The following is an 18,858-nucleotide window of genomic DNA, read 5'->3' on the forward strand; positions in this document are numbered from 1 at the left end:
GGAAAGACTACACAACACCAGTATAGCGAAGGTTTTACTCCAACGAAATAGGTTTCTCTATCGTGCTGCAACATATTTGGATGGAGAAGGATATTTTGATATTGCAACTAACGGCAAGCCCTTTACGATTCATACATTCAACTCGGAGGTTAAAGTGTTGGGAACTAGTTTTAATCTGTCTTCTTATGAAGAAGATAAGATGACCTCACTAGATCTCATTACGGGAAAAGTCCGCTTTAGCAGCAGACAGAACAAATTTAAGGCGGTAGATATGGAGGCAGGTCAACGTATAAGCTATGATGAAACTAAAAAGGTGGTGACCTTGGACCGCAACTCTAAAGGGAATGATATCATGTGGACCAAAAAGCAATTGGTCTTGGACAACTCCACACTTCCATATCTGATTTCGAGGTTGGAAAAAATATATAATGTAGAGATAGTCTTTAAGAAAAAAATTAAGGATGACGAACCTTATTCCGGACGTCTGAATTTGGACGTAGATGTAGTGACGGCGTTAAAGAGTATTTATGAATTTAGAAATTATGAAATCAGACTAGAGGGAAGAAGGGTTGTAATACAATAGACGAAACGTATAGTAAAAAGATACAGAAGAGCGGCCACTCTTCTGTACAACTTGTAAATAAATCGTTAACAAACAATTTAATGAATCTAAATTATGAAAAATTATCTGTTGAGGCAACGTGTCAAACGGAGATGTTGTTATGTTCCAATCATTAAATCAATTATGAGACTAGGTACTTTAATTTTGACAGGGTTAATGATGTCTTTTTCTGCCATTGCTTATCCTCAAAAAGTAACAGTAAAGATGGAAAATGGCAGTCTCAAAAGATTTTTGGAAGCGCTGCAGGAACAAGTTGATGTTGCTTTATTGTACCCTGAAAAGTTGGTCAACCATATTAAGACTAGCGTCTATGCTGAAGATGAAGACTTTAAAAAGTTGCTTACGCAAGAGTTGGCTAAGCACAATCTAACATTTAGGGAGAGTAAAGGGCAGATAACGATTATTCCCAGAGAAAATAAATCTCCTATAACCAATACGTCTGCCAAGCAGATGCAGCAGGAACAAATTTCGGTAAAAGGTAGGGTGTTCAATACAGCAGAACCTCCTGCTCCTCTTTCTGCTATTACCATAAGTAATGAGGAAGGTAGAACTTTAGGTTTTACGGATGAGGCCGGTTATTATGCGATTACACTCCCAAAAGGGGGAGGTACCATTATCTTCAGTGGGGTGGGGTATCATGAAAAGCGTATTCAGGTGACTAAAAACGAGCTGAACCTTACCGTCTCCCTTGAGGAGAATGTGTCTGACCTGGATGAGATCGTTGTAGTAGGGATGACAGAAATGCAGCGCAAACATATTGCCAGCTCTGTAGCCTCCTTAGACATAAAAGCCAATGTTGAAGGGAAACCTATCACCAACCTTTCTCAGGCCCTACAAGGTGGGGTTACTGGTCTGCAGGTACAGCAGGGCTCAGGTCTGCCGGGAGGGGATGCAGCGACAATAAAAATCCGCGGTATTTCTACATTGAACAATTCCGACCCATTGATCTTGGTGGATGGCATTCCTATGGATATGAATCATATCGATCCCGTAACTGTAGAAAGTGTTACGATCCTGAAAGATGCTGCTGCAGCAGCCATTTACGGTGCACGTGCTGCCAATGGCGTAATACTCGTAACCACAAAAAGAAGGTAAAGCCGGACAGATAAACGTATTATACGATGGATACTATGGCTCACAAACTCCTTCTATCATCCCCGAATTTGTTGATGCACCTACTTATATGCGTATGTATAACTATGCTCAGGTGGCATCAGGAGGCTCTGTTTTCTTTACCGACGAACAGATAGCCCGTACAGAGGCGGGAGATGATCCTATAAACTATCCAAATACTGACTGGGTGGATATTCTTATCGACAAATATTCTCCTTTGACGTCACACTCCTTGTCTGTAAGCGGTGGTAACGATGTGGCGCGATTCGCTGTGACAGGAAATTATATGTATCAGAAAGGTATGCTGCCGCTCAACAAAATGGATAGATTCAATCTCCGGGCTAATACTTCGGTATCCCTTTCTAAGAAGTTTCTAATCAACCTAGATGTGTTGGGTATTCGGAGAAATACGTTATATCCCAACCGCACGTTGAGCAATGGGGGGATACGTATGCTGGATGACTTGTACCGTCTTCCACCTACAGTATTGCCGAAATATCCTGCAGAAGAAGGGTGGCCTACCATCTATGGTCGCTATGCTGATATAGTAAACCCTATCGCTTATGCCGAAGTGGGGGGTACCATAGGCTATCAATACGATCAGGCAGCTATAAATTTACAACCTAAGTGGTCGTTGAGTGACAATTTTTCACTACGAGGGCAGCTTAGCTACAGACTCAATAGTGACGTCTACAAACAGAATAGAGACAACTTTTACTTCTTCGACTATTATACTAAGCAGCTGGTGCAGACTTGGACCGCACAACGTAATGCATATTCCGAAACAAGAGACACCTACCTCTATGTAAGCGGTGCTTTTGATTACAATAGGAGCTTTGACCGTCACAACATTTTCGCTATGGGAGGAATCTCGGCCGAACAGTTCAACAACGGCTATTGGAATGTGTCTTCCTTAGCATCAGCATATGCTAAGCTGAATTACTCGTTCGATGATAGATATCTTGCAGAACTGTCCTTCCGGGCGGATGGATCTTCGAAATTCGGCCCTGGTAATAAGTTCGGGTACTTTCCTTCCGTGGCATTGGGTTGGAATCTTCACAACGAGAAATTCTTTAACCTAGAAAAGGTTAACAACTTCAAACTTAGAGCCTCTTATGGTCTTTTGGGTAATGAAAATATAGGACTATATAAATATCAGAACCTTATTAGTACGGATAATGGGGTAGAGACGGAGTGGGGAAATCCAGATATCTCATGGGAGAAAGTACATATCCTAGACTTGGGTATAGATCTGGGAATGTTTGATAATAAACTGTCGTTAACCTTTGACTACTACGATAAGAAAACGAAAGACGTAATCTTACAACCTTCGGTAGCTCCTTCCGGAGCCATAGGTTCTGCTCCTCTGAATGCGGGAGAGGTAAGCAACAAAGGATGGGAAATCTCCTTGAACTATAATGAGAATATCAGTAGAAATTTCTCCTTCTCTATCAAGCCGGGGATTACCTATAATAAGAATAAGATAACAAAAATTATAGGAGGACCGTACATAAGCGGAATTTCTATCAATACACAAGGTTATAGCATCCAAAGCTATTATGGCTATGTTACGGACGGTATTTTGCAGTATAGCGATTTTGCCAACGATAAGAAGACTCCACTTGTACCTATTTTACCGGGTGAGGGTCCTGGCGACATCAAGTATGTGGATTTGAATGGGGACGGCGTCATTGACGAAGATGACCAACGTGTGATAGGGGATCCTACACCACGCTTGAACTATTTCACCAACGTCAATATGAGCTACAAGAATTTTGACTTGGAGTTTTTGTTGCAAGGTACAGGAAGTCATGATTATTCGGCTAATCTGGGAGGAAAGTCTAGTGGATACTTGTGGCATCCACTTAACTTTAGTGCCTCGGGAGGTGTACCTACAACATATCGTGCAGCAAATAGCTGGAGAGAAAACAACCAAGATGCTATATTTCCGAGAATTCTTGCAAACCCTGCCAACAACGTATTGAGAAGTGATTTCTGGCTGTTTGATGCTAAATATCTACGAGTTAAGTTTATACAGGCAGGATACAGACTCAATAACAAATTCCTTAACAAATAACGGTATCAAAAATTCACGCATTTATCTGAATGCACAAAATCCATTCCTATTCACCAAAGTAAAATTGGCAGACCCTGAGTCTCAAGGTGGATCGTGGACATATGGTATTATGAAAGTATATACTGTGGGTATCACTGCAAACTTTTAAATAAATGATGATGAAAACGACTATAAAATCTTATATATCTGTAGGAATGTTAATGGTTGCACTCCTACAATCCTCTTGTAATGAGTTTTTGACGCACGACAGTCCTTCGGGTGTCAGTGACGAGCAATGGTGGAATACAGAGGCGGACGCCACAAAAGCTTTGGCATCCGTATATGTCGGTATTCCAGGCGGTAGTTCGGGGCGCAATATTATGTATTATGCAGGATTGTCCGATGAGGCTGTACATCGGGGCGACTTCAAGGGAGAATACGACACCTTCACTCGTGGGTTAGCCAACTCCCGTTGGGGCGTCTCAAATTCTCTGTGGACAGACGATTATATCTGTATCCGAAGAGCCAATAGGTTTTTGGAGAATGTGGACAAAACCTATATGGACGGCGCACTGAAGGAACGCATGAAGCTGGAAGCCCGTGCACTGCGAGCTTACTACCACATGGAGCTGATGATGGTATTTGGTGACATACCTCTTCTGACAAAGTCTTTAAATCCGGAAGAAAACAATCAGCCGAGAACACCTCAGAAAGATGTTTCAGACTTCATCATTGCAGAACTGACGGAATGTGCGGAGAAGCTTCCAACAACCTATGTTGAAGCCGATAAGTTCCGTATCACCAGTGGAATATGTTGGGCTTTGCTGTCGCGTCTAGGACTTTACAATAAAGATTACGAACTGGCTCGCTTTGCGTCGAAAAAAGTAATGGACTCCGGCGTGTATAAGCTGTATGTGAATAGCGCAAGACCGCAGGACAGCTATAGCGAGCTCTTCAGCTACGCTGGCGAAAATAATACGGAAAGAATTTTCTTCAAAGAGAATGGCTGTTCGAATGCGTGGACATCTTTTGCCCCTTACGGAATAGGTGGTGAAACATATCTATCACCGACAAATACCGTGGTGAACAACTACGAAACGAAGCAAGGAAAAACCTTGAGTGAGCTGGGCCGAGATTCCATCCTTATCTACCAAAAGGAGCCAAACTACAGAAATAATAGAGACCCTCGTTTGGCAGCTTCAATCTTTGTGCCTTACGAAAAGTTCCAAGGGCAATATACGCTGGATCCTTTCTATAATCCAAGCGATAGGATTGGAGAATCCAAATCTACTGCTACTGGTTATTGGATTAAAAAGTATATCGATGCTAAAGACCGTCAAAATAAATCGGGCTCCTTGGACTTCATGATCATTCGCTATGCCGAAATATTACTTAACTATGCTGAAGCCATGATAGAGCTGGGACAGTGGAACAATAGCGAGGCCATTGCCGCCATAAATCAGGTGAGGGCAAGAGCTACTATGCCTCCGGTAAATACGGGCTTGTATAATACGCAAGAGAAGATGCGTGAGCTGATAAGACGTGAAAGACAGGCCGAATTGGCATTCGAAGGAGGCCGTTATTTTGATATCCGTCGCTGGGGAATCGATGAAGCCGTAATGAATGGAGAGGTTTATGGTGCAACCAATCCGACGACAGGTGAAATAGTACGCGTACAAAGCCGAAAATACGATAGGAATAGAGAGTACTATTGGCCTATCCCTGAACAAGAACTAATAGCGAATCCAAACATGACTCAAAACCCTAATTATTAGACTGTATTATGAAAAAACTAAAATATATATTGGCCCTAATGACTGTGTCGATACTTATGATGGGCTGTGAAAGATCCATAGATCCTGGAGACTGGAATATTTTGCCGGAAAGAGAAATTGAAGATCCACAAACCCCAGGAGATGAAGAGGAAGGTATAACCTTCAAAGTAATGTCCATGAATATGGCATTGGGAACCAATGCCGCCAATTTTCAGCCAATGTTGGAATATATCAAGGAATATGATCCAGACTTGTTGCTGTTAAGGCAAGTAGATAGTGCTACGACCCGAGCCAATAAAATCGATAGACCTCAAGTGGTAGCAGACTCCATGGGTATGTATGTTTTTTTCAAGAAAAATTTTGACTATCAGACAGGAGGTTTCGGAAATGCAGTTCTTTCTAAATTTCCTATTAAGGAAACATATGCCAGATACTGAGAAGGGAAGAAGGAAGCACTGCAGAATTACGTAGCATGGTGCGCATAAAAGTGGAAATTGCAGAAGGCAAGGAACTTTATTTTGCAGGAACAGAGTTAGACCCTAATGCCACAAACCGACCACTGCAGGCTATAGATATTATTAATGCTAACGAACGTCTGGACGCTCCTTTGATTTTGGTGGGAAATTTTAACGAGCAAGAGTCCGCGAATCTAGAAACTTTAAGCTATCTTAAAGGTGCATTTACGTTCGCCTGTTTGGGTACAGGATGTCCGTGGAATGCTCCCAAAGATAATCCTAATGGTGTCTACGACTATATTACTTTCAGAGACAAGGACGATGTGCTGCGTGTACTAGAGTACGGCACTTTCCCTAAGTCTGCTAACACATTCTTGCCTATGGTGGCAACTTTTAAATATATCGACAAAAAATAAATTTTATGAAAACTTTATTCTATCTTCTTTTTAGCTGTTCTGGTAATGTTCTCTTGTGGAGGCAAAGAAAGCGTGGAAGCTCCAGTGACAACGAGTAAAAAGCTTGTTACTTTGACTTATAACATCCATCACGGAGCTCCTGAAAACTCCAATGAAGTAAATCTAAACAATATCGCTAATGTAATCAGAAAGAGTGGTGCCGAGATCATTGCTCTTCAGGAAGTGGATGTAAATGTCCCTCGTTCGGGAAAAGTAAATCAAGCTGCGGAGTTAGCTAAGTTGTTGAATATGAATTATTATTTCTCTAAATCTATAGACTATAATGGAGGGGAGTATGGAGTGGCCATATTGAGTAAATATACATTGTCCAATGCAAGAAAAGAGCTGCTTCCGAATCCTGCATCAGGAGAACAGCGCAGCATAGCAATAGCAACTATAACTCTTCCTGGTGATGTTACCATAGAGTTCGCGGCTACGCATCTGGACCTTAACGAAACCAACCGGATGGCGCAGGTCGAGTACATTAATAGTCTTAGCAAGACATTGAGCAAACCCTTATTTGTCGGGGGCGATTATAATGCTGAATCGTCATCCAAGGAGCTGACAAAATTCAAGGAGGAGTTTAATCTTTCATGTTTGAACAGCTGCCCTTTGTCTTTCCCGGTACGTACGCCTAATAAAGCTATCGATTTTGTAGCATTCAATAAGTTGGCAGCTTCCAGATTTTCTCTGGTGGCAGCAAATGCTATGACTGGAGAATATGCTTCGGACCATCTCCCTGTCACGGTGGTTTTCAACTACAAATAAAACATTGAAGCCTTCCTCTTGTGGGAAGGCTTCAATGTTTTATTTGCTCTGCAAGATTATTTTCCCTTCTTTTCCGGGAGATCCTGAATATACCTGACCTTGCGGTAAGCTGATTCTTCCCGGAGGAGAATGTTTAATCTGATCATATATGACACGCAGGTCTGAGGCAGGAACCACATGAAGACCTCCAGGGCTTGCATCCATGTGGAGGTAGTGCTTTTCTTTTTTTGTTTTCCGTTTGTGGGGTGATGCCCTCTTTAGCATAAGTTAAAGTAATGTTTCCCCCATCACCGTTCGGATCGGTGCGCGTTCCGTTGTTAGCATCCCTACCTTTTGCAATAATGTATAGAGACCCCAATCTTTGAAAGTAAATATCAATATCGAAGTTGGAGGCGTTATTTTTTCCTGCGTTACCGCTGATAAATGCATTGTTCCCTATTTCAGCATAGCCTATGACCAGTTTTACATCCTTTTCACCATAGAACTGTAAAGAGGACTTATCCTTCATGATGAGGGTGTCAATACGAAGGGTAATTGTCGAATCTTTGTCTTTGGAGTGAAAAACCTTCTTTTCCTTTTTGTTTAACACCAGCTTGGAAAAATGTTGGTCTGCCGATTGGGCAAAAACATGACCTAAGCATAAGAAAAAAGCACCAATCAGTATTGCTATTTTATTTTTCATAATCCTATTTATTAACGTAAATACTCGACGATAAGCTTTGCCGTCCTTTGGGAAGCTCCCGGTGATCCCAGCTTTTCGGCCAGCACATCGTAATTTTCTAGGATACTTGCACGATGCTGCGAATCCAACAGTATGCGGCCCAGCTCTTCTTTGATGTTGCGGGTCGTGCAATCTTCCTGTATCAGTTCTATTATAGACAAATAATTGTTAATAAGGTTTACTAAGGATATGAATCTTACTTTAACCAGTTTTTTGGCCAGCCATACGGAAATGGGATTGGCTTTGTATACGACGACCTGAGGCACTCGTAAGATTCCTGTTTCTAGTGTAGCCGTACCGCTGGTCACCACGGCTGCTTCGGCATTGGCGAGAAGGTCATAGGTCTGACCGAAGACTACCGGAAGATTTAGGTCTCCGATAAATTGTTGGTAGTATGCTAAATCAAAGTTCGGAGCACCGGCAATTACCAGCTGATGCTTAGGAAAGGAGAAAGTTAGCTCTGCCATGATGGGTAGCAGATTTTCAATTTCCATCTTTCGGCTGCCTGGCAACAGCGCTAAGATAGGCGCATCCGTCAGTCCGTTATCCTTACGGAAGTTGGGATTAAAAGTATAGGATGAGATGGCGTCTAGCAAGGGGTTGCCCACATAGTCTACCTTCATCCCGAACTTCTTGTAGAAGTCCACTTCAAAGGGTAGGATACAGAACATGTGATCCACAATTTTCTTGATCTTGTGTACACGTCCCTGATTCCATGCCCATATTTTAGGCGATATATAATAGCATGTTTTAATGCCTTTTTTCTTGGCAAAGGCAGCGACTTTTAGGTTAAATCCCGGAAAGTCTATCAAAATAACCGTGTCAGGATTGTATTGTGCGATATCTTCTTTTACGGCTTTGAGATTTCTGGAAATGGTATTCAGATTTTTCAAGACCTCTACGAAGCCCATGAAAGCCATCTGTGAAGTGTGGATAAGAGCTGTTACTCCCGCAGCTTCTTGCATAAGATCGCCTCCCACGATACGGAATTCGGCCTGCGGATCTTCTTGCTTCAATGCTTTTATCAAGTTGGCGCCATGTAGGTCGCCCGATGCTTCTCCTGCTACGATATAGTATTTCATGAAATCTGCATTTTAAGGTTTAAAGATAAGTATTCTTTTAGGAAGGATGCGTAAAATCCTATTTTTCCATGAAAACTGAAAAGCAAAAGCCTTGGTTTTTCCAAGGCTCTTATAATTATTTGTAACGATAGTTATATTCCTAATTCCACTTGGAAAATGGCTCCCCAGGCGTTTTTGTTGTGCCTGTTGGAGTAGATACCATTCTTTACGGTGTAGCTGCCATTGAGCTGGAACTTCAGACGGTGAGCTTTGAGGTATTTGGTCAATCCCAGCTCCAATACTTCGGTCTGAGCTTCAAAGCGCGTAATCTGTTCGTGTGGCTTGAGGATGGTATAGCGGGCAGCAACTTCGTATCCTTTGTTTAGCAGATAAGAGGTTTGCTGATTAATACCCCAACCTTTATTAAGCATAGGTTTCTTCGGTTAGGTTCTTCTTTAAGGAAATTTATTGGGTTATCTACATCTCGGCGCATGTATTCCACCTGATAGGCGAAGCATTATATTTAAAGATAGCATCTGCAAATCCGGTCTTCAAGGTAAAAGGATGGACCACATATTTTCCCAGCTGTCCTCCTTCTCGCGTCGTGCGGTCATTGTAACTATATCCTCCCCCGATAGAAAGTTTGTGCTTATGCTCTCTTTCTAAATCACCTTCCGAATAGTCGCCGGAATTTTTAAAGTCTCCCAAAGGCAAAAGTTCCACACGTCCGGTGTAGGCCAGTCCGTCATCAGTAGAGAGGGCGGGTCTTCCTTCTCCTGTGGAGATGACAAATTTGGCATTGACAGGCACTTGTCCTATTTTTTTGCTGAGGTGTAGCCCCACACCGAAGTCGCGGTCTACGGTGAAGTTGCTATTCACCAGAGATCTATCAGCAAATTGAAGCTGTCCAGAGGAGTTTACACGCTGGCGGTTCCCCGGCAGTTTATTTTGACCAAAAGAGATATAGAAGTCGTCGGAGAAATTGTAGAACATTATGGCGTCACGAATGATATTGGGAACGCCGGAGTCATCGAAATCCTGGTCACCACGGCTGAATGCCAGCTGTACTGAATAGGAAATTTTGGGTGTGTAAATGTATCCGTCCAGGCGCATGCGCAAACGACGGATGCGGGCGTCGAACTTACCATTGTCTTCACCGTCCAGCACATTACTGAAACCTAGGCGGTTCTGCATACGAAAACGGAAGTTTGTATAAAATAAAGAATCTTTTGAAGTATATTGTATTCCCTTGAAGTTGAGGATAGTGGCCCTGTCATCGCGTTCTTGAGCAGCAGCTTGTTGTGTGGCTATGCCCACAAGGGAGACCAGAGCCAAGGTAGATGTTAATTTTCTAAAATGAATCATGCTGATTTTTCAAAAAGTCACCGAAATAATTTGATTCGTAACAGCAAATATAGCGGAAGACTTTGGAAAAAGTTAGGAAATCCCTTCCATCCAAAATAGATAAGAGAAAAAAGATGCTGTTATTTTAAACTTTTTTCTTCTTCACGGGCATCAATCTGATGTTGCTTGTAGTTTTCGATGGCATTTTTGCTTGCCTTCTGCGAGACGTAAATGGCAAGGATGGCGATCAGTGTCACCACAGCAAGTCCCCAAGCATATTTACGTTTGTCCTGCTTCACCAGCCAGTACATAAAAATGATATAGGGAACAGCGAAAATAATGTAGAAAATAATGCTTGGACCTACCATGACTTTTATTGTGTTATTTTGCTACAAAATTACTTATTTTCATCCACAAACAAAATGAAGTTTGTGTACTACATGTTCAGCTAGGTGAAAAAGTAAAATAGTTGTTGTAATTTTAAACATTTCAATGTTTTGGGAGTCTTACTGATAGACTGTGGACAGGTGATAGAGTTGATTTGAAATTTTTTTGAAAAAAACTGCAATCTCATTGCAGAAACAAAAAAATAATTTTATACTTTTGCGCTGTCAGATTTAAAGAAAGAGAACACGGTTCAATGTATTGCAATAAAATAAATATGGTAACCAGAAAACAGGCTTTCAATAAGCTTGTAGCTATGGTTATTGCACATTGCAGTAGATTGAATTGCCCCATTCTTCGATTTCGACGACCTATTCTGCCACGAGCTTGATTCAAAGAGGCAGAGCACTCCATTACTTTAAAATTCGTATAGCTCTACGAGTTTTCAAATCCATTAGTAGTTTGTTGTTGTATGTTGCACGCAAGTGCGTTAATTATTAGGTCGACATCTCAAGATGACAATTTCAGATTTTTTAATTATCCCTGCTACAGCTGAACATGTAATACATGCTGAAGCAATTTGTAAGGAAATGTTTGAGTCTGCTAAGGCTCGTGGAACAGGTATTGCTAGACGTAAGCCTGAGTATGTAGCAAAGAAAATGGAAGAGGGGAAAGCGGTAATCGCTCTACATAAGGATGGCCGTTGGGCAGGTTTTTGTTACATCGAGACATGGTCTCATGGTGAATATGTTGCTAATTCGGGACTTATTGTCAATCCTGAGTTTCGTAAGGTAGGCCTTGCAAAAGCCATCAAAAAGCGTATCTTCGAGCTTTCACGTGAAAAGTATCCTAAAGCTAAGATTTTCGGGCTTACGACAGGTTTGGCTGTGATGAAGATAAATTCGGAGTTGGGGTATGAACCGGTAACTTACTCGGAGTTGACCCAGGATGAGGAATTCTGGAAAGGCTGTCAAAGCTGTATCAACTACGACATATTGATGAGTAAGGACCGTAAGAACTGTATGTGTACGGCTATGCTTTGGGATCCGGAAGAGAAGGCTAAGGAGTTGCAGGAAAAAGACAAAACGTAAGGCAGAAGCCAAAGAACGTCTGGAACGTATAGCGAAAAAACAATCTCTGCTAAAGCGTATTGAAGCGAAACTTTGGAAATCTACAAGAAAGATATTGGCTGTCGTATTCCCTGAAAGGATAAACACAGCAAAAAATTATAATTAATACATTTGTGATACGTTAAAAGAAAAACGTTACTCTCTAAAAGTTATTAGAATGAAAAAAGTAGTTTTAGCATTTAGTGGTGGTTTAGATACATCGTTTTGTTGTGTTTATCTATCAAAAGATTTAGGGTTAGAGGTACACTCCGTAGTGGTAAATACGGGCGGTTTCTCTGAAGAAGAGTTAAAAAATATTGAATCCCGTGCTTATGAGTTGGGAGTTAAGTCCCATACCACAATCGACGAAACGGAAAACTACTACCGCGAAACTATTAAATATTTAATTTTCGGTAATGTACTGAAAAATGCTACCTATCCACTGTCAGTATCGGCAGAGCGTGTCTGTCAAGCTACAGCCATCGCCAACTATGCTAAAAAGATTGGTGCTGAGTGTGTGGCACACGGCTCTACAGGAGCTGGAAACGACCAAGTGCGTTTCGACATGATTTTCAATACCCTTATTCCGGGAGTAGAGATTATCACACCTATCCGTGATCTGAAATTGTCGCGTGAAGCAGAAATTGAATACCTCGCAAAACATGGATTTGTATACAGTGCTGAGAAGGCTAAATATTCTATCAATAAAGGGTTGTGGGGGACATCTGTAGGTGGTGCCGAAACATTGACTTCCAACCAATACCTACCTGAGTCGGCATGGCCTACGCCGTTGACTGCTACCGAGCCTCAGACTATCACTATTGACTTCGAAAAAGGAGAGCCTGTGGCGTTAAATGGTGAGAAGATCGGTCCGGTGAAGGTTATCCAAAAATTACAAGAAATTGCTCAGCCTTACGGCATAGGACGTGACATCCACGTAGGTGATACTATCATAGGTATCAAGGGTCGTGTAGGTTTCGAGGCTGCTGGACCTCTCATCCTGATCAAGGCACACCACACCTTGGAAAAACATACCCTAACAAAATGGCAGCTGTCGTGGAAAGATCAGATTTCGGCATTCTATGGCAACTGGATGCATGAAGGACAGATGCACGATCCGGTGATGCGCGATATCGAAGCATTTTTGACTTCATCTCAAAATACCGTAACAGGACGTGTAATTGTCGAATTACACCCTTACCGTTTTATCGTGGTGGGTATAGAGTCAGAGCATGACTTAATGAATACGAAGTTTGGTAGTTACGGCGAAATGAATGAAGGATACACCGGAGAAGATGTTAAAGGATTCTCGAAAATTTTCGGAAACCAAACCATCATCTGGCACAAGGTGAACAACAAAGGCTAAAGCTATAGTCCATTATATTTCCATTCACGTCATTTTGAGCGTAACAAGTTTTGCTTTTACTCTCGAAATGACGTTTTTTGTATAAACCTTAAATACTATGAGCAAAATAAGAGTAGGAATTATCGGCTCGGCAGGATACACCGGCGGTGAGCTGCTTAGAGTCTTAATATATCATCCAGAAGTAGAGATCGTATTTGCCAATTCGGCGTCGAATGCCGGCAATAAGTTGTACGCTGTCCATAACGATCTGTTCGGCGATACGGAGCTTGAATTTTCTTCGGATTTCCATTCGGATATAGATGTGTTATTTTTATGTGTAGGACATGGGGATGCACGCAAGTTTTTGGAAGCCAACCCTATAGATCCTGCGGTGAAGATTATCGACCTTTCTCAGGACTATAGACTTCGTGCCAATACAGCTTATCAAGGCAAACAATTTGTTTATGGCTTGCCGGAGCTAAACCGTGAATCCATTAAAACTGCACATTATATAGCGAATCCGGGATGTTTTGCAACCAACATACAGTTGGCTTTGTTGCCGCTGGCAGCAAAGGGGCTCTTGCCTGACCAGATTCATGTGAATGCCACTACGGGATCTACAGGGGCAGGACAGAAACCTTCGGCAACCTCACATTTTTCGTGGAGAAACAACAACTTGTCGGCTTACAAATCTTTTACCCATCAGCATCTGCAGGAAATATCGGAATCTTTGGATCAGCTGCAAACAGGGTTTTTGCCAACATCGGAGAAATCATTGCTGGAAAGGGCTGCCGAGAAGATCAATTTTGTGCCACAGAGAGGGGACTTCACTAGAGGTATTTTCTCTGCTATCTATGTAGATTGCAACCTTTCAGAGGAAGAAGCTTATGCTCTATACGAAGAATATTATGCTTCCCATCCGTTTACGCATGTTTCCAAGGCCAACATCGACTTGAAGCAGGTGGTCAATACCAACAAGAGCATTATGCACTTGGAGAAACATGGAAACAAGCTGTTAATCCTTAACGCCACGGACAACCTCTTGAAGGGAGCATCAGGTCAAGCCGTACAGAATATGAACTTGATGTTTGGCTTGGATGAACGTACGGGACTGAATTTGAAATCGGTAGGATTTTAATAGTATTAGGTAAGAAAAGCTACGGCCAGTCTAAAGACTGGCTTTTTTTATGAAAATTGAGCAAACGATTGCTTTGGGTTATAGGTTTTTATCCTTCTCATTTTGTTCTATCTTTAAAATCAAAGAATTATCCTATATTATGAAAAGAATCGTTTTTATATTGAGTTTGATGATTGGCTGTGTAAGCTATCTGTTGGCGGAGACGTCGTATGATATTCCTTTGGCAGGAAATGCCTATGAGATAGGAGGCAAAGGAAGGCGTTCGGCAGTAAGCAACCAAGGAGCGTGGATATCCTCATCGAATCCTAATAAGGTACGTGTGTATTTTAAGCTTTTCGGAAATGGCAATATTCAGGTGAAAATGAAAGGAGAAGCCCGAGAAAAGGCTGAATTGCAGGTCACTTTTGCAGGGAAAACTAAGAAGATAAGTTTTTCGGAAGTAGAAAAGGAAGTTTCGCTAGGAAGCTATGTCGTGAAGCATGCCGGACATCAATATGTTGAACTTTCCGCGATTTCAGGTGTGGTGCTGATTACTAATCTTCTTGTTGAAGGAGAAGCGACGGAGCAGGGTATGCTGTATGTAAACAGTTCCGACTACTATTATTGGGGCAGAAGAGGTCCTTCTTGTCATCTAGCCTTTAGTGTGCCTACGCAGGAGCCTGTTACTTATTACTACAATGAGGTGTTGGTGCCAAAAGGACAGGATGTGCGGGGTTCGTATTTTATGGCTATAGGATTCGGAGAAGGTTATTTCGGCATACAAGTGAACTCTGAAACTGAAAGAAGAATATTATTCTCGGTATGGAGTCCTTATCAGACCGACGATCCGAAGAGTATTCCGCAAGATCAGCGTATTGTGCTAAACAAGAAAGGAGAGGATGTTTATACGGGCGAGTTCGGCAACGAGGGGTCAGGAGGACAAAGTTATTTGCGTTATAACTGGAAGAGCGAGGTCACGTATAAGTTTTTGCTACAAGGGAAGCCCGATGGTTCCGGCAATACGGATTATACGGCGTGGTTTTTCGATCCGGAGACTAGTAGCTGGAGGTTAATAGCATCCTTCAAGCGTCCAAAGACGGATACCTATCTTAGAGGGTTTCACAGCTTTTTGGAGAACTTTGACCCCAACCAAGGTTATCTTACAAGACAGGTATTTTTCAAAAACCAATGGGTGTATGACGGCAGTTGGAAAAAGGTGGAGGCTGCGAAACTTACGGTAGATGCCACTTACAGGGCTAAGCAGCGTGAGGATGCTACAGGAGGAGTAGGTAAAGAAGGATTCTTCCTGAAGATGGGAGGGTTTTTCGACGAAATAGAGATGCCGAATACGGTATTTAAGCTTGAAAATAAATCCACGGCGCCTACTATAGATTTCAATAGACTTCCATAATTTGAGAGACAAACAAAATCCGAAATTAGCATTAAAGATTTTGTAATTTTGTAAGCCATCATTATCGATGGCTTACATTTTTTATGACTTTCGAAACACTTAACCTTTCCAAGATAAATTTCAAGAATGAAATTTTAGCCGGGCTCACTGTTTCCATGACCATGATTCCGGAGTCTTTATCTTTCGCAATAGTGGCAGGTTTGACGCCGCTGATGGGGTTGTATGCCGCTTTCTTGATGGGAATAGTGACGGCATTGTTGGGAGGACGTCCAGGTATGGTGTCTGGAGGTGCCGGAGCAACGATAGTGGTGCTTATAGCACTGATAGCTACCCATGGTGTGGAATACCTGTTGGCTACCGTTATCCTAGCAGGTGTCATACAAATTCTGGTGGGTGTTTTTAAGCTTGGCAAATTTGTCCGGTTAATACCCCAGCCGGTGATGTATGGCTTCCTCAACGGACTTGCCATTGTCATTTTTATGGCACAATTGAAACAGTTTAAGATTGTGGAGCAGGGTGGAGTAGAGTCTTGGATGTCGGGGCACAGCTTATACGTCATGGGAGGGCTTACGCTCCTGACGATAGGCATCGTACTGCTGTTGCCCAAGCTGACGAAGGCTATACCGGCCTCTTTGGTGGCTATCATTACGGTCACTTGTCTGGTTTACTTTTGGGGTATAGAGACTAAGAAGGTGGTGGATATAGCGTCGGTAAGTGGCAGCCTTCCCTCTTTTCATATTCCTTCGGTACCATTGACTTGGCAAACGTTGAACATTATCTTCCCTTACTCCCTTATCATGGCCGGTGTAGGGTTGGTGGAGTCCCTTTTGACATTAAGCATGGTTGATGAGATAACCAATACGAAGGGTAGTTCTAATAGAGAGGCTATGGCTCAGGGTACAGCCAATATTGTGAATGGCTTTTTCGGAGGTATGGGAGGGTGTGCTATGGTGGCGCAAACTTTGGTAAATCTGGATGCAGGAGCACGTACACGCATGGCAGCGACGGTAGGAGCTTTAGGAATCTTGGCTGTAATCTTGATAGGTGGACCGGTGATAGAGCAGATACCGATGGCTGCTTTGGTAGGAGTAATGATGATGGTAGCCATCACTACTTTCCAGTGGGCTTCTTTCCGCATTATCAACAAGATGCCTTTGTCGGACGTTATTGTGGTGATTGTGGTAGCTTTGATTACCGTGGTGTGGCACAATCTTGCCTTAGCGGTGCTGGTAGGTGTTATTATGTCTGCCTTGGTATTTGCTTGGGACAATGCCAAGAGGATTCGTGCTCGTAAACATCTGGATGTTCAAGGCCATAAGATTTATGAAATCTATGGACCACTATTTTTTGGTTCTGTGACGGCATTTATGGAAAAATTTGATGTGGTCAATGACCCCGATGTCGTTATCGTAGACTTTAAAGAGTCACGTGTAGTGGATATGTCGGCCATAGATACGCTGCATAAATTGACAGAGAAGTATGCCAAGGCCAACAAAAAAGTAATTTTGCGCCATCTCAGTAGAGATAGTGTCCGTCTTTTGGAAAATGCTCAGGGAATTATCGAAGTCAATATAGAAGAAGATCCTACTTATAAGGTAATGCCTTGATTAATATACGCGAGGACTTTCTAGTAGGTCCGTCACATATCCTAGAATAACTTTTTCGTCCTCCTCATCTTCCAGCATGGAGAAGGTAAGGTATGTAGCATAAATTTCACTACTGAATTGTATATGTTTTTCTCTGATGATATCATCTACCACCTTTTCGCTTACATCGATACCTATATGTCTTAATTCGTTATGCAGATTGGTAGAGATGGTTTCGTGGCTCTCTCCAGAGGCAAAACCTACTATTATGTGAAGAATTAGGGTGTCATATATTTTAGGATCCGAAAAATAAGGTAGATATTTTTCGTAGTCGAATTTGGTCTTGGCACTGTTGACGATTTTGTCCCAGATAAGGAATTCTGTTTTTGTTTGCATAGCCTTTTTGGTTTATAAATGGTTATAATGTATTAGTTCGGCTAAATAAATATAAGAAAATAATTTTTAAAATGAAATACTTACCGCTATAATTGCTTGTGAGACAAAAGGTATTGTGGTAACTTAGTTGAAGCTTAAATGATAAATATATGAAGATACAACTTGTTGGAAAGAAGGCTTTGATAGGTGGCAGCACTTCGGGTATTGGAAAGGCTATAGCTCTACAGCTGGCAGCTTGTGGGGCGGAAGTGACTATTGTAGGACGGAATAAGGAGAAGCTGGAGGATACTCTAGGCCTGTTGGATACATCGAAAAGTCAACGTCATCAATATATTATGACAGATTATATGGATTTGGAACGCTATAAAAAAGATATTTCCCTTTATTTTGAGCGCAATGCAGTAGATATTTTGGTGAATAATACGCAGGGGCCACAGCCGGGAGGTGTCTTGGAAAAGTCTTTGTATGATTATCAGCAGGCCTTCGATTTATTGTTTCAGAATGCTGTCTTTACGACCGAATGTGCTTTGAAAGCTATGCGTAAGCAGGGATGCGGACGTATTATAAACGTTTCTTCGATGACGGTGAAGGAGCCACAAGATACATTGGTACTTTCCAATACTATGCGTACTGCTTTGGTATCTTGGGCTAAATCTCTAGCTAATGAGCTAGCAAAGGAAGGCATTACCGTCAATTCGGTGATGACAGGATATTTTGAGACAGAAAGACTGACAACTTTGATGAATAAACAGGCAGAACAAGAGGGTAAAAGTTTTGAAGAGATAAGGAAAGGACGTATAGCGTCCGTACCGGTCAAAAGGTTGGGATTGCCGGAAGAATACGGCTATCTGGTAGCTTTTTTGGCTTCGGAATATGCTTCTTACCTTACGGGTGCAGCAATTCCTTTAGATGGAGGTATTGCTCGAACGATATTTTAATAGAAAAAGGCTCCTTTAGGAGCCTTTTCTATTTTTGCTTATATGATTTACTGATCCCACCACAATTTGGTGTCCAAAGATACTTCTGCCGGAACGTTAGCTCCGTTTTCTGCTCTTTCGCTTGAAGGATAAGCCAATCTGCGGATAAATGTTGGCAGCTTAGCATTTACAGGCATGTTGAAGTCTTTGATTGATAGTCAAA

Annotated in this window: 19 protein-coding genes and 1 pseudogene; 13 read left to right on the forward strand and 7 right to left on the reverse strand. The window is 42.0% G+C overall.

The features are described 5' to 3' along the window. The 7 genes from SD31_RS08045 to SD31_RS08065 form a co-directional block, all read left to right on the forward strand. On the forward strand, positions 1-583 hold a 583-nt coding region (locus SD31_RS08045), incomplete at its 5' end, for a FecR family protein (protein WP_156138274.1). A gap of 162 nt (positions 584-745) precedes the next feature. Then, positions 746-1,717, forward strand: a complete 972-nt coding sequence (locus SD31_RS18895; RefSeq protein ID WP_231561335.1) for a TonB-dependent receptor plug domain-containing protein — start codon at positions 746-748, stop codon at positions 1,715-1,717. Positions 1,718-1,727: 10 nt separating this feature from the next. Beyond that, positions 1,728-3,812: a SusC/RagA family TonB-linked outer membrane protein gene (locus SD31_RS18900; protein WP_231561344.1), complete on the forward strand. Its 2,085-nt coding sequence runs from the start codon at positions 1,728-1,730 to the stop codon at positions 3,810-3,812. 200 nt (positions 3,813-4,012) lie between these two features. Then, a complete protein-coding gene (locus tag SD31_RS08055) occupies positions 4,013-5,566 on the forward strand; it encodes a RagB/SusD family nutrient uptake outer membrane protein (protein ID WP_231561336.1) in 1,554 nt (517 codons plus the stop codon). An 8-nt stretch (positions 5,567-5,574) separates the two neighbouring features. Continuing rightward, positions 5,575-6,003, forward strand: a complete 429-nt coding sequence (locus SD31_RS18905; RefSeq protein WP_231561337.1) for a hypothetical protein — start codon at positions 5,575-5,577, stop codon at positions 6,001-6,003. Between the two features lie 35 nt (positions 6,004-6,038). After that, positions 6,039-6,437: a hypothetical protein gene (locus SD31_RS18910; RefSeq protein WP_231561338.1), complete on the forward strand. Its 399-nt coding sequence runs from the start codon at positions 6,039-6,041 to the stop codon at positions 6,435-6,437. A gap of 111 nt (positions 6,438-6,548) precedes the next feature. Continuing rightward, positions 6,549-7,244, forward strand: coding sequence for an endonuclease/exonuclease/phosphatase family protein (locus tag SD31_RS08065; protein ID WP_231561339.1), 696 nt, complete (start codon positions 6,549-6,551; stop codon positions 7,242-7,244). 142 nt (positions 7,245-7,386) lie between these two features. Here the strand turns inward: SD31_RS08065 and SD31_RS08070 are convergent, their stop codons facing one another. From SD31_RS08070 to SD31_RS08085, 5 genes are all read right to left on the reverse strand, one after another. After that, a complete protein-coding gene (locus SD31_RS08070; RefSeq protein WP_052258803.1) occupies positions 7,387-7,926 on the reverse strand; it encodes a hypothetical protein in 540 nt (179 codons plus the stop codon). Positions 7,927-7,937: 11 nt separating this feature from the next. Further along, positions 7,938-9,047, reverse strand: a complete 1,110-nt coding sequence (gene lpxB / locus SD31_RS08075; protein ID WP_039053754.1) for a lipid-A-disaccharide synthase — start codon at positions 9,045-9,047, stop codon at positions 7,938-7,940. A gap of 131 nt (positions 9,048-9,178) precedes the next feature. After that, positions 9,179-9,457 (reverse strand): hypothetical protein, encoded by a 279-nt coding sequence (locus SD31_RS18915; RefSeq protein ID WP_231561340.1) that lies wholly within the window; start codon positions 9,455-9,457, stop codon positions 9,179-9,181. A gap of 46 nt (positions 9,458-9,503) precedes the next feature. After that, complete coding sequence (locus SD31_RS08080) at positions 9,504-10,391, reverse strand: porin (RefSeq protein WP_231561341.1); 888 nt, start codon at positions 10,389-10,391, stop codon at positions 9,504-9,506. 119 nt (positions 10,392-10,510) lie between these two features. Further along, entirely contained in the window at positions 10,511-10,738 is a 228-nt protein-coding gene (locus SD31_RS08085; RefSeq protein WP_039053755.1) for a hypothetical protein, read from the reverse strand. A 531-nt stretch (positions 10,739-11,269) separates the two neighbouring features. Between SD31_RS08085 and SD31_RS08090 the strand changes: the two are divergent. From SD31_RS08090 to SD31_RS08110, 5 genes and pseudogenes are all read left to right on the forward strand, one after another. Further along, positions 11,270-11,990, forward strand: a pseudogene (locus SD31_RS08090) (GNAT family N-acetyltransferase). Positions 11,991-12,041: 51 nt separating this feature from the next. Further along, positions 12,042-13,229 carry an argininosuccinate synthase gene (argG, locus tag SD31_RS08095; protein WP_039053756.1) on the forward strand — a complete coding sequence of 396 codons (1,188 nt, stop codon included), beginning with the start codon at positions 12,042-12,044 and terminating at the stop codon, positions 13,227-13,229. 97 nt (positions 13,230-13,326) lie between these two features. Further along, complete coding sequence (gene argC, locus SD31_RS08100) at positions 13,327-14,346, forward strand: N-acetyl-gamma-glutamyl-phosphate reductase (protein WP_039053757.1); 1,020 nt, start codon at positions 13,327-13,329, stop codon at positions 14,344-14,346. Between the two features lie 139 nt (positions 14,347-14,485). Next, positions 14,486-15,736, forward strand: coding sequence for a DUF3472 domain-containing protein (locus SD31_RS08105; RefSeq protein ID WP_039053763.1), 1,251 nt, complete (start codon positions 14,486-14,488; stop codon positions 15,734-15,736). Positions 15,737-15,819: 83 nt separating this feature from the next. Then, positions 15,820-17,343 (forward strand): SulP family inorganic anion transporter, encoded by a 1,524-nt coding sequence (locus SD31_RS08110; protein ID WP_039053758.1) that lies wholly within the window; start codon positions 15,820-15,822, stop codon positions 17,341-17,343. Here the strand turns inward: SD31_RS08110 and SD31_RS08115 are convergent, their stop codons facing one another. Beyond that, the gene (locus SD31_RS08115; RefSeq protein WP_039053759.1) at positions 17,344-17,718 is read right to left on the reverse strand and encodes a hypothetical protein; all 375 of its coding nucleotides are present in this window, start codon (positions 17,716-17,718) and stop codon (positions 17,344-17,346) included. A 149-nt stretch (positions 17,719-17,867) separates the two neighbouring features. Between SD31_RS08115 and SD31_RS08120 the strand changes: the two genes are divergently transcribed. Beyond that, positions 17,868-18,656 (forward strand): SDR family oxidoreductase, encoded by a 789-nt coding sequence (locus tag SD31_RS08120; RefSeq protein ID WP_039053760.1) that lies wholly within the window; start codon positions 17,868-17,870, stop codon positions 18,654-18,656. A gap of 47 nt (positions 18,657-18,703) precedes the next feature. On the opposite strand, the gene SD31_RS18920 is transcribed toward SD31_RS08120, so the two are convergent. Then, positions 18,704-18,832: a SusD/RagB family nutrient-binding outer membrane lipoprotein gene (locus SD31_RS18920; protein WP_231561343.1), complete on the reverse strand. Its 129-nt coding sequence runs from the start codon at positions 18,830-18,832 to the stop codon at positions 18,704-18,706. Positions 18,833-18,858 lie beyond the last annotated feature (26 nt).

Origin of the sequence: Sphingobacterium sp. T2 (genome assembly GCF_000814685.1) — a bacterium.
Taxonomy (GTDB): domain Bacteria; phylum Bacteroidota; class Bacteroidia; order Sphingobacteriales; family Sphingobacteriaceae; genus Sphingobacterium; species Sphingobacterium thermophilum.

Excerpts from the sequence above, each read along its gene's own strand:
- SD31_RS08110 (WP_039053758.1), top strand. The coding sequence starts at position 15,820 with ATGACTTTCGAAACACTTAACCTTTCCAAGATAAATTTCAAGAATGAA.
- SD31_RS18920 (WP_231561343.1), bottom strand. The coding sequence starts at position 18,832 with ATGCCTGTAAATGCTAAGCTGCCAACATTTATCCGCAGATTGGCTTAT.
- argC (WP_039053757.1), top strand. The coding sequence starts at position 13,327 with ATGAGCAAAATAAGAGTAGGAATTATCGGCTCGGCAGGATACACCGGC.
- SD31_RS08085 (WP_039053755.1), bottom strand. The coding sequence starts at position 10,738 with ATGGTAGGTCCAAGCATTATTTTCTACATTATTTTCGCTGTTCCCTAT.
- SD31_RS08120 (WP_039053760.1), top strand. The coding sequence starts at position 17,868 with ATGAAGATACAACTTGTTGGAAAGAAGGCTTTGATAGGTGGCAGCACT.
- SD31_RS08080 (WP_231561341.1), bottom strand. The coding sequence starts at position 10,391 with ATGATTCATTTTAGAAAATTAACATCTACCTTGGCTCTGGTCTCCCTT.
- SD31_RS18910 (WP_231561338.1), top strand. The coding sequence starts at position 6,039 with ATGGTGCGCATAAAAGTGGAAATTGCAGAAGGCAAGGAACTTTATTTT.
- SD31_RS08055 (WP_231561336.1), top strand. The coding sequence starts at position 4,013 with ATGGTTGCACTCCTACAATCCTCTTGTAATGAGTTTTTGACGCACGAC.
- argG (WP_039053756.1), top strand. The coding sequence starts at position 12,042 with ATGAAAAAAGTAGTTTTAGCATTTAGTGGTGGTTTAGATACATCGTTT.
- SD31_RS18915 (WP_231561340.1), bottom strand. The coding sequence starts at position 9,457 with ATGCTTAATAAAGGTTGGGGTATTAATCAGCAAACCTCTTATCTGCTA.
- SD31_RS18895 (WP_231561335.1), top strand. The coding sequence starts at position 746 with ATGAGACTAGGTACTTTAATTTTGACAGGGTTAATGATGTCTTTTTCT.
- SD31_RS08115 (WP_039053759.1), bottom strand. The coding sequence starts at position 17,718 with ATGCAAACAAAAACAGAATTCCTTATCTGGGACAAAATCGTCAACAGT.
- SD31_RS08105 (WP_039053763.1), top strand. The coding sequence starts at position 14,486 with ATGAAAAGAATCGTTTTTATATTGAGTTTGATGATTGGCTGTGTAAGC.
- SD31_RS18905 (WP_231561337.1), top strand. The coding sequence starts at position 5,575 with ATGAAAAAACTAAAATATATATTGGCCCTAATGACTGTGTCGATACTT.
- lpxB (WP_039053754.1), bottom strand. The coding sequence starts at position 9,047 with ATGAAATACTATATCGTAGCAGGAGAAGCATCGGGCGACCTACATGGC.
- SD31_RS08070 (WP_052258803.1), bottom strand. The coding sequence starts at position 7,926 with ATGAAAAATAAAATAGCAATACTGATTGGTGCTTTTTTCTTATGCTTA.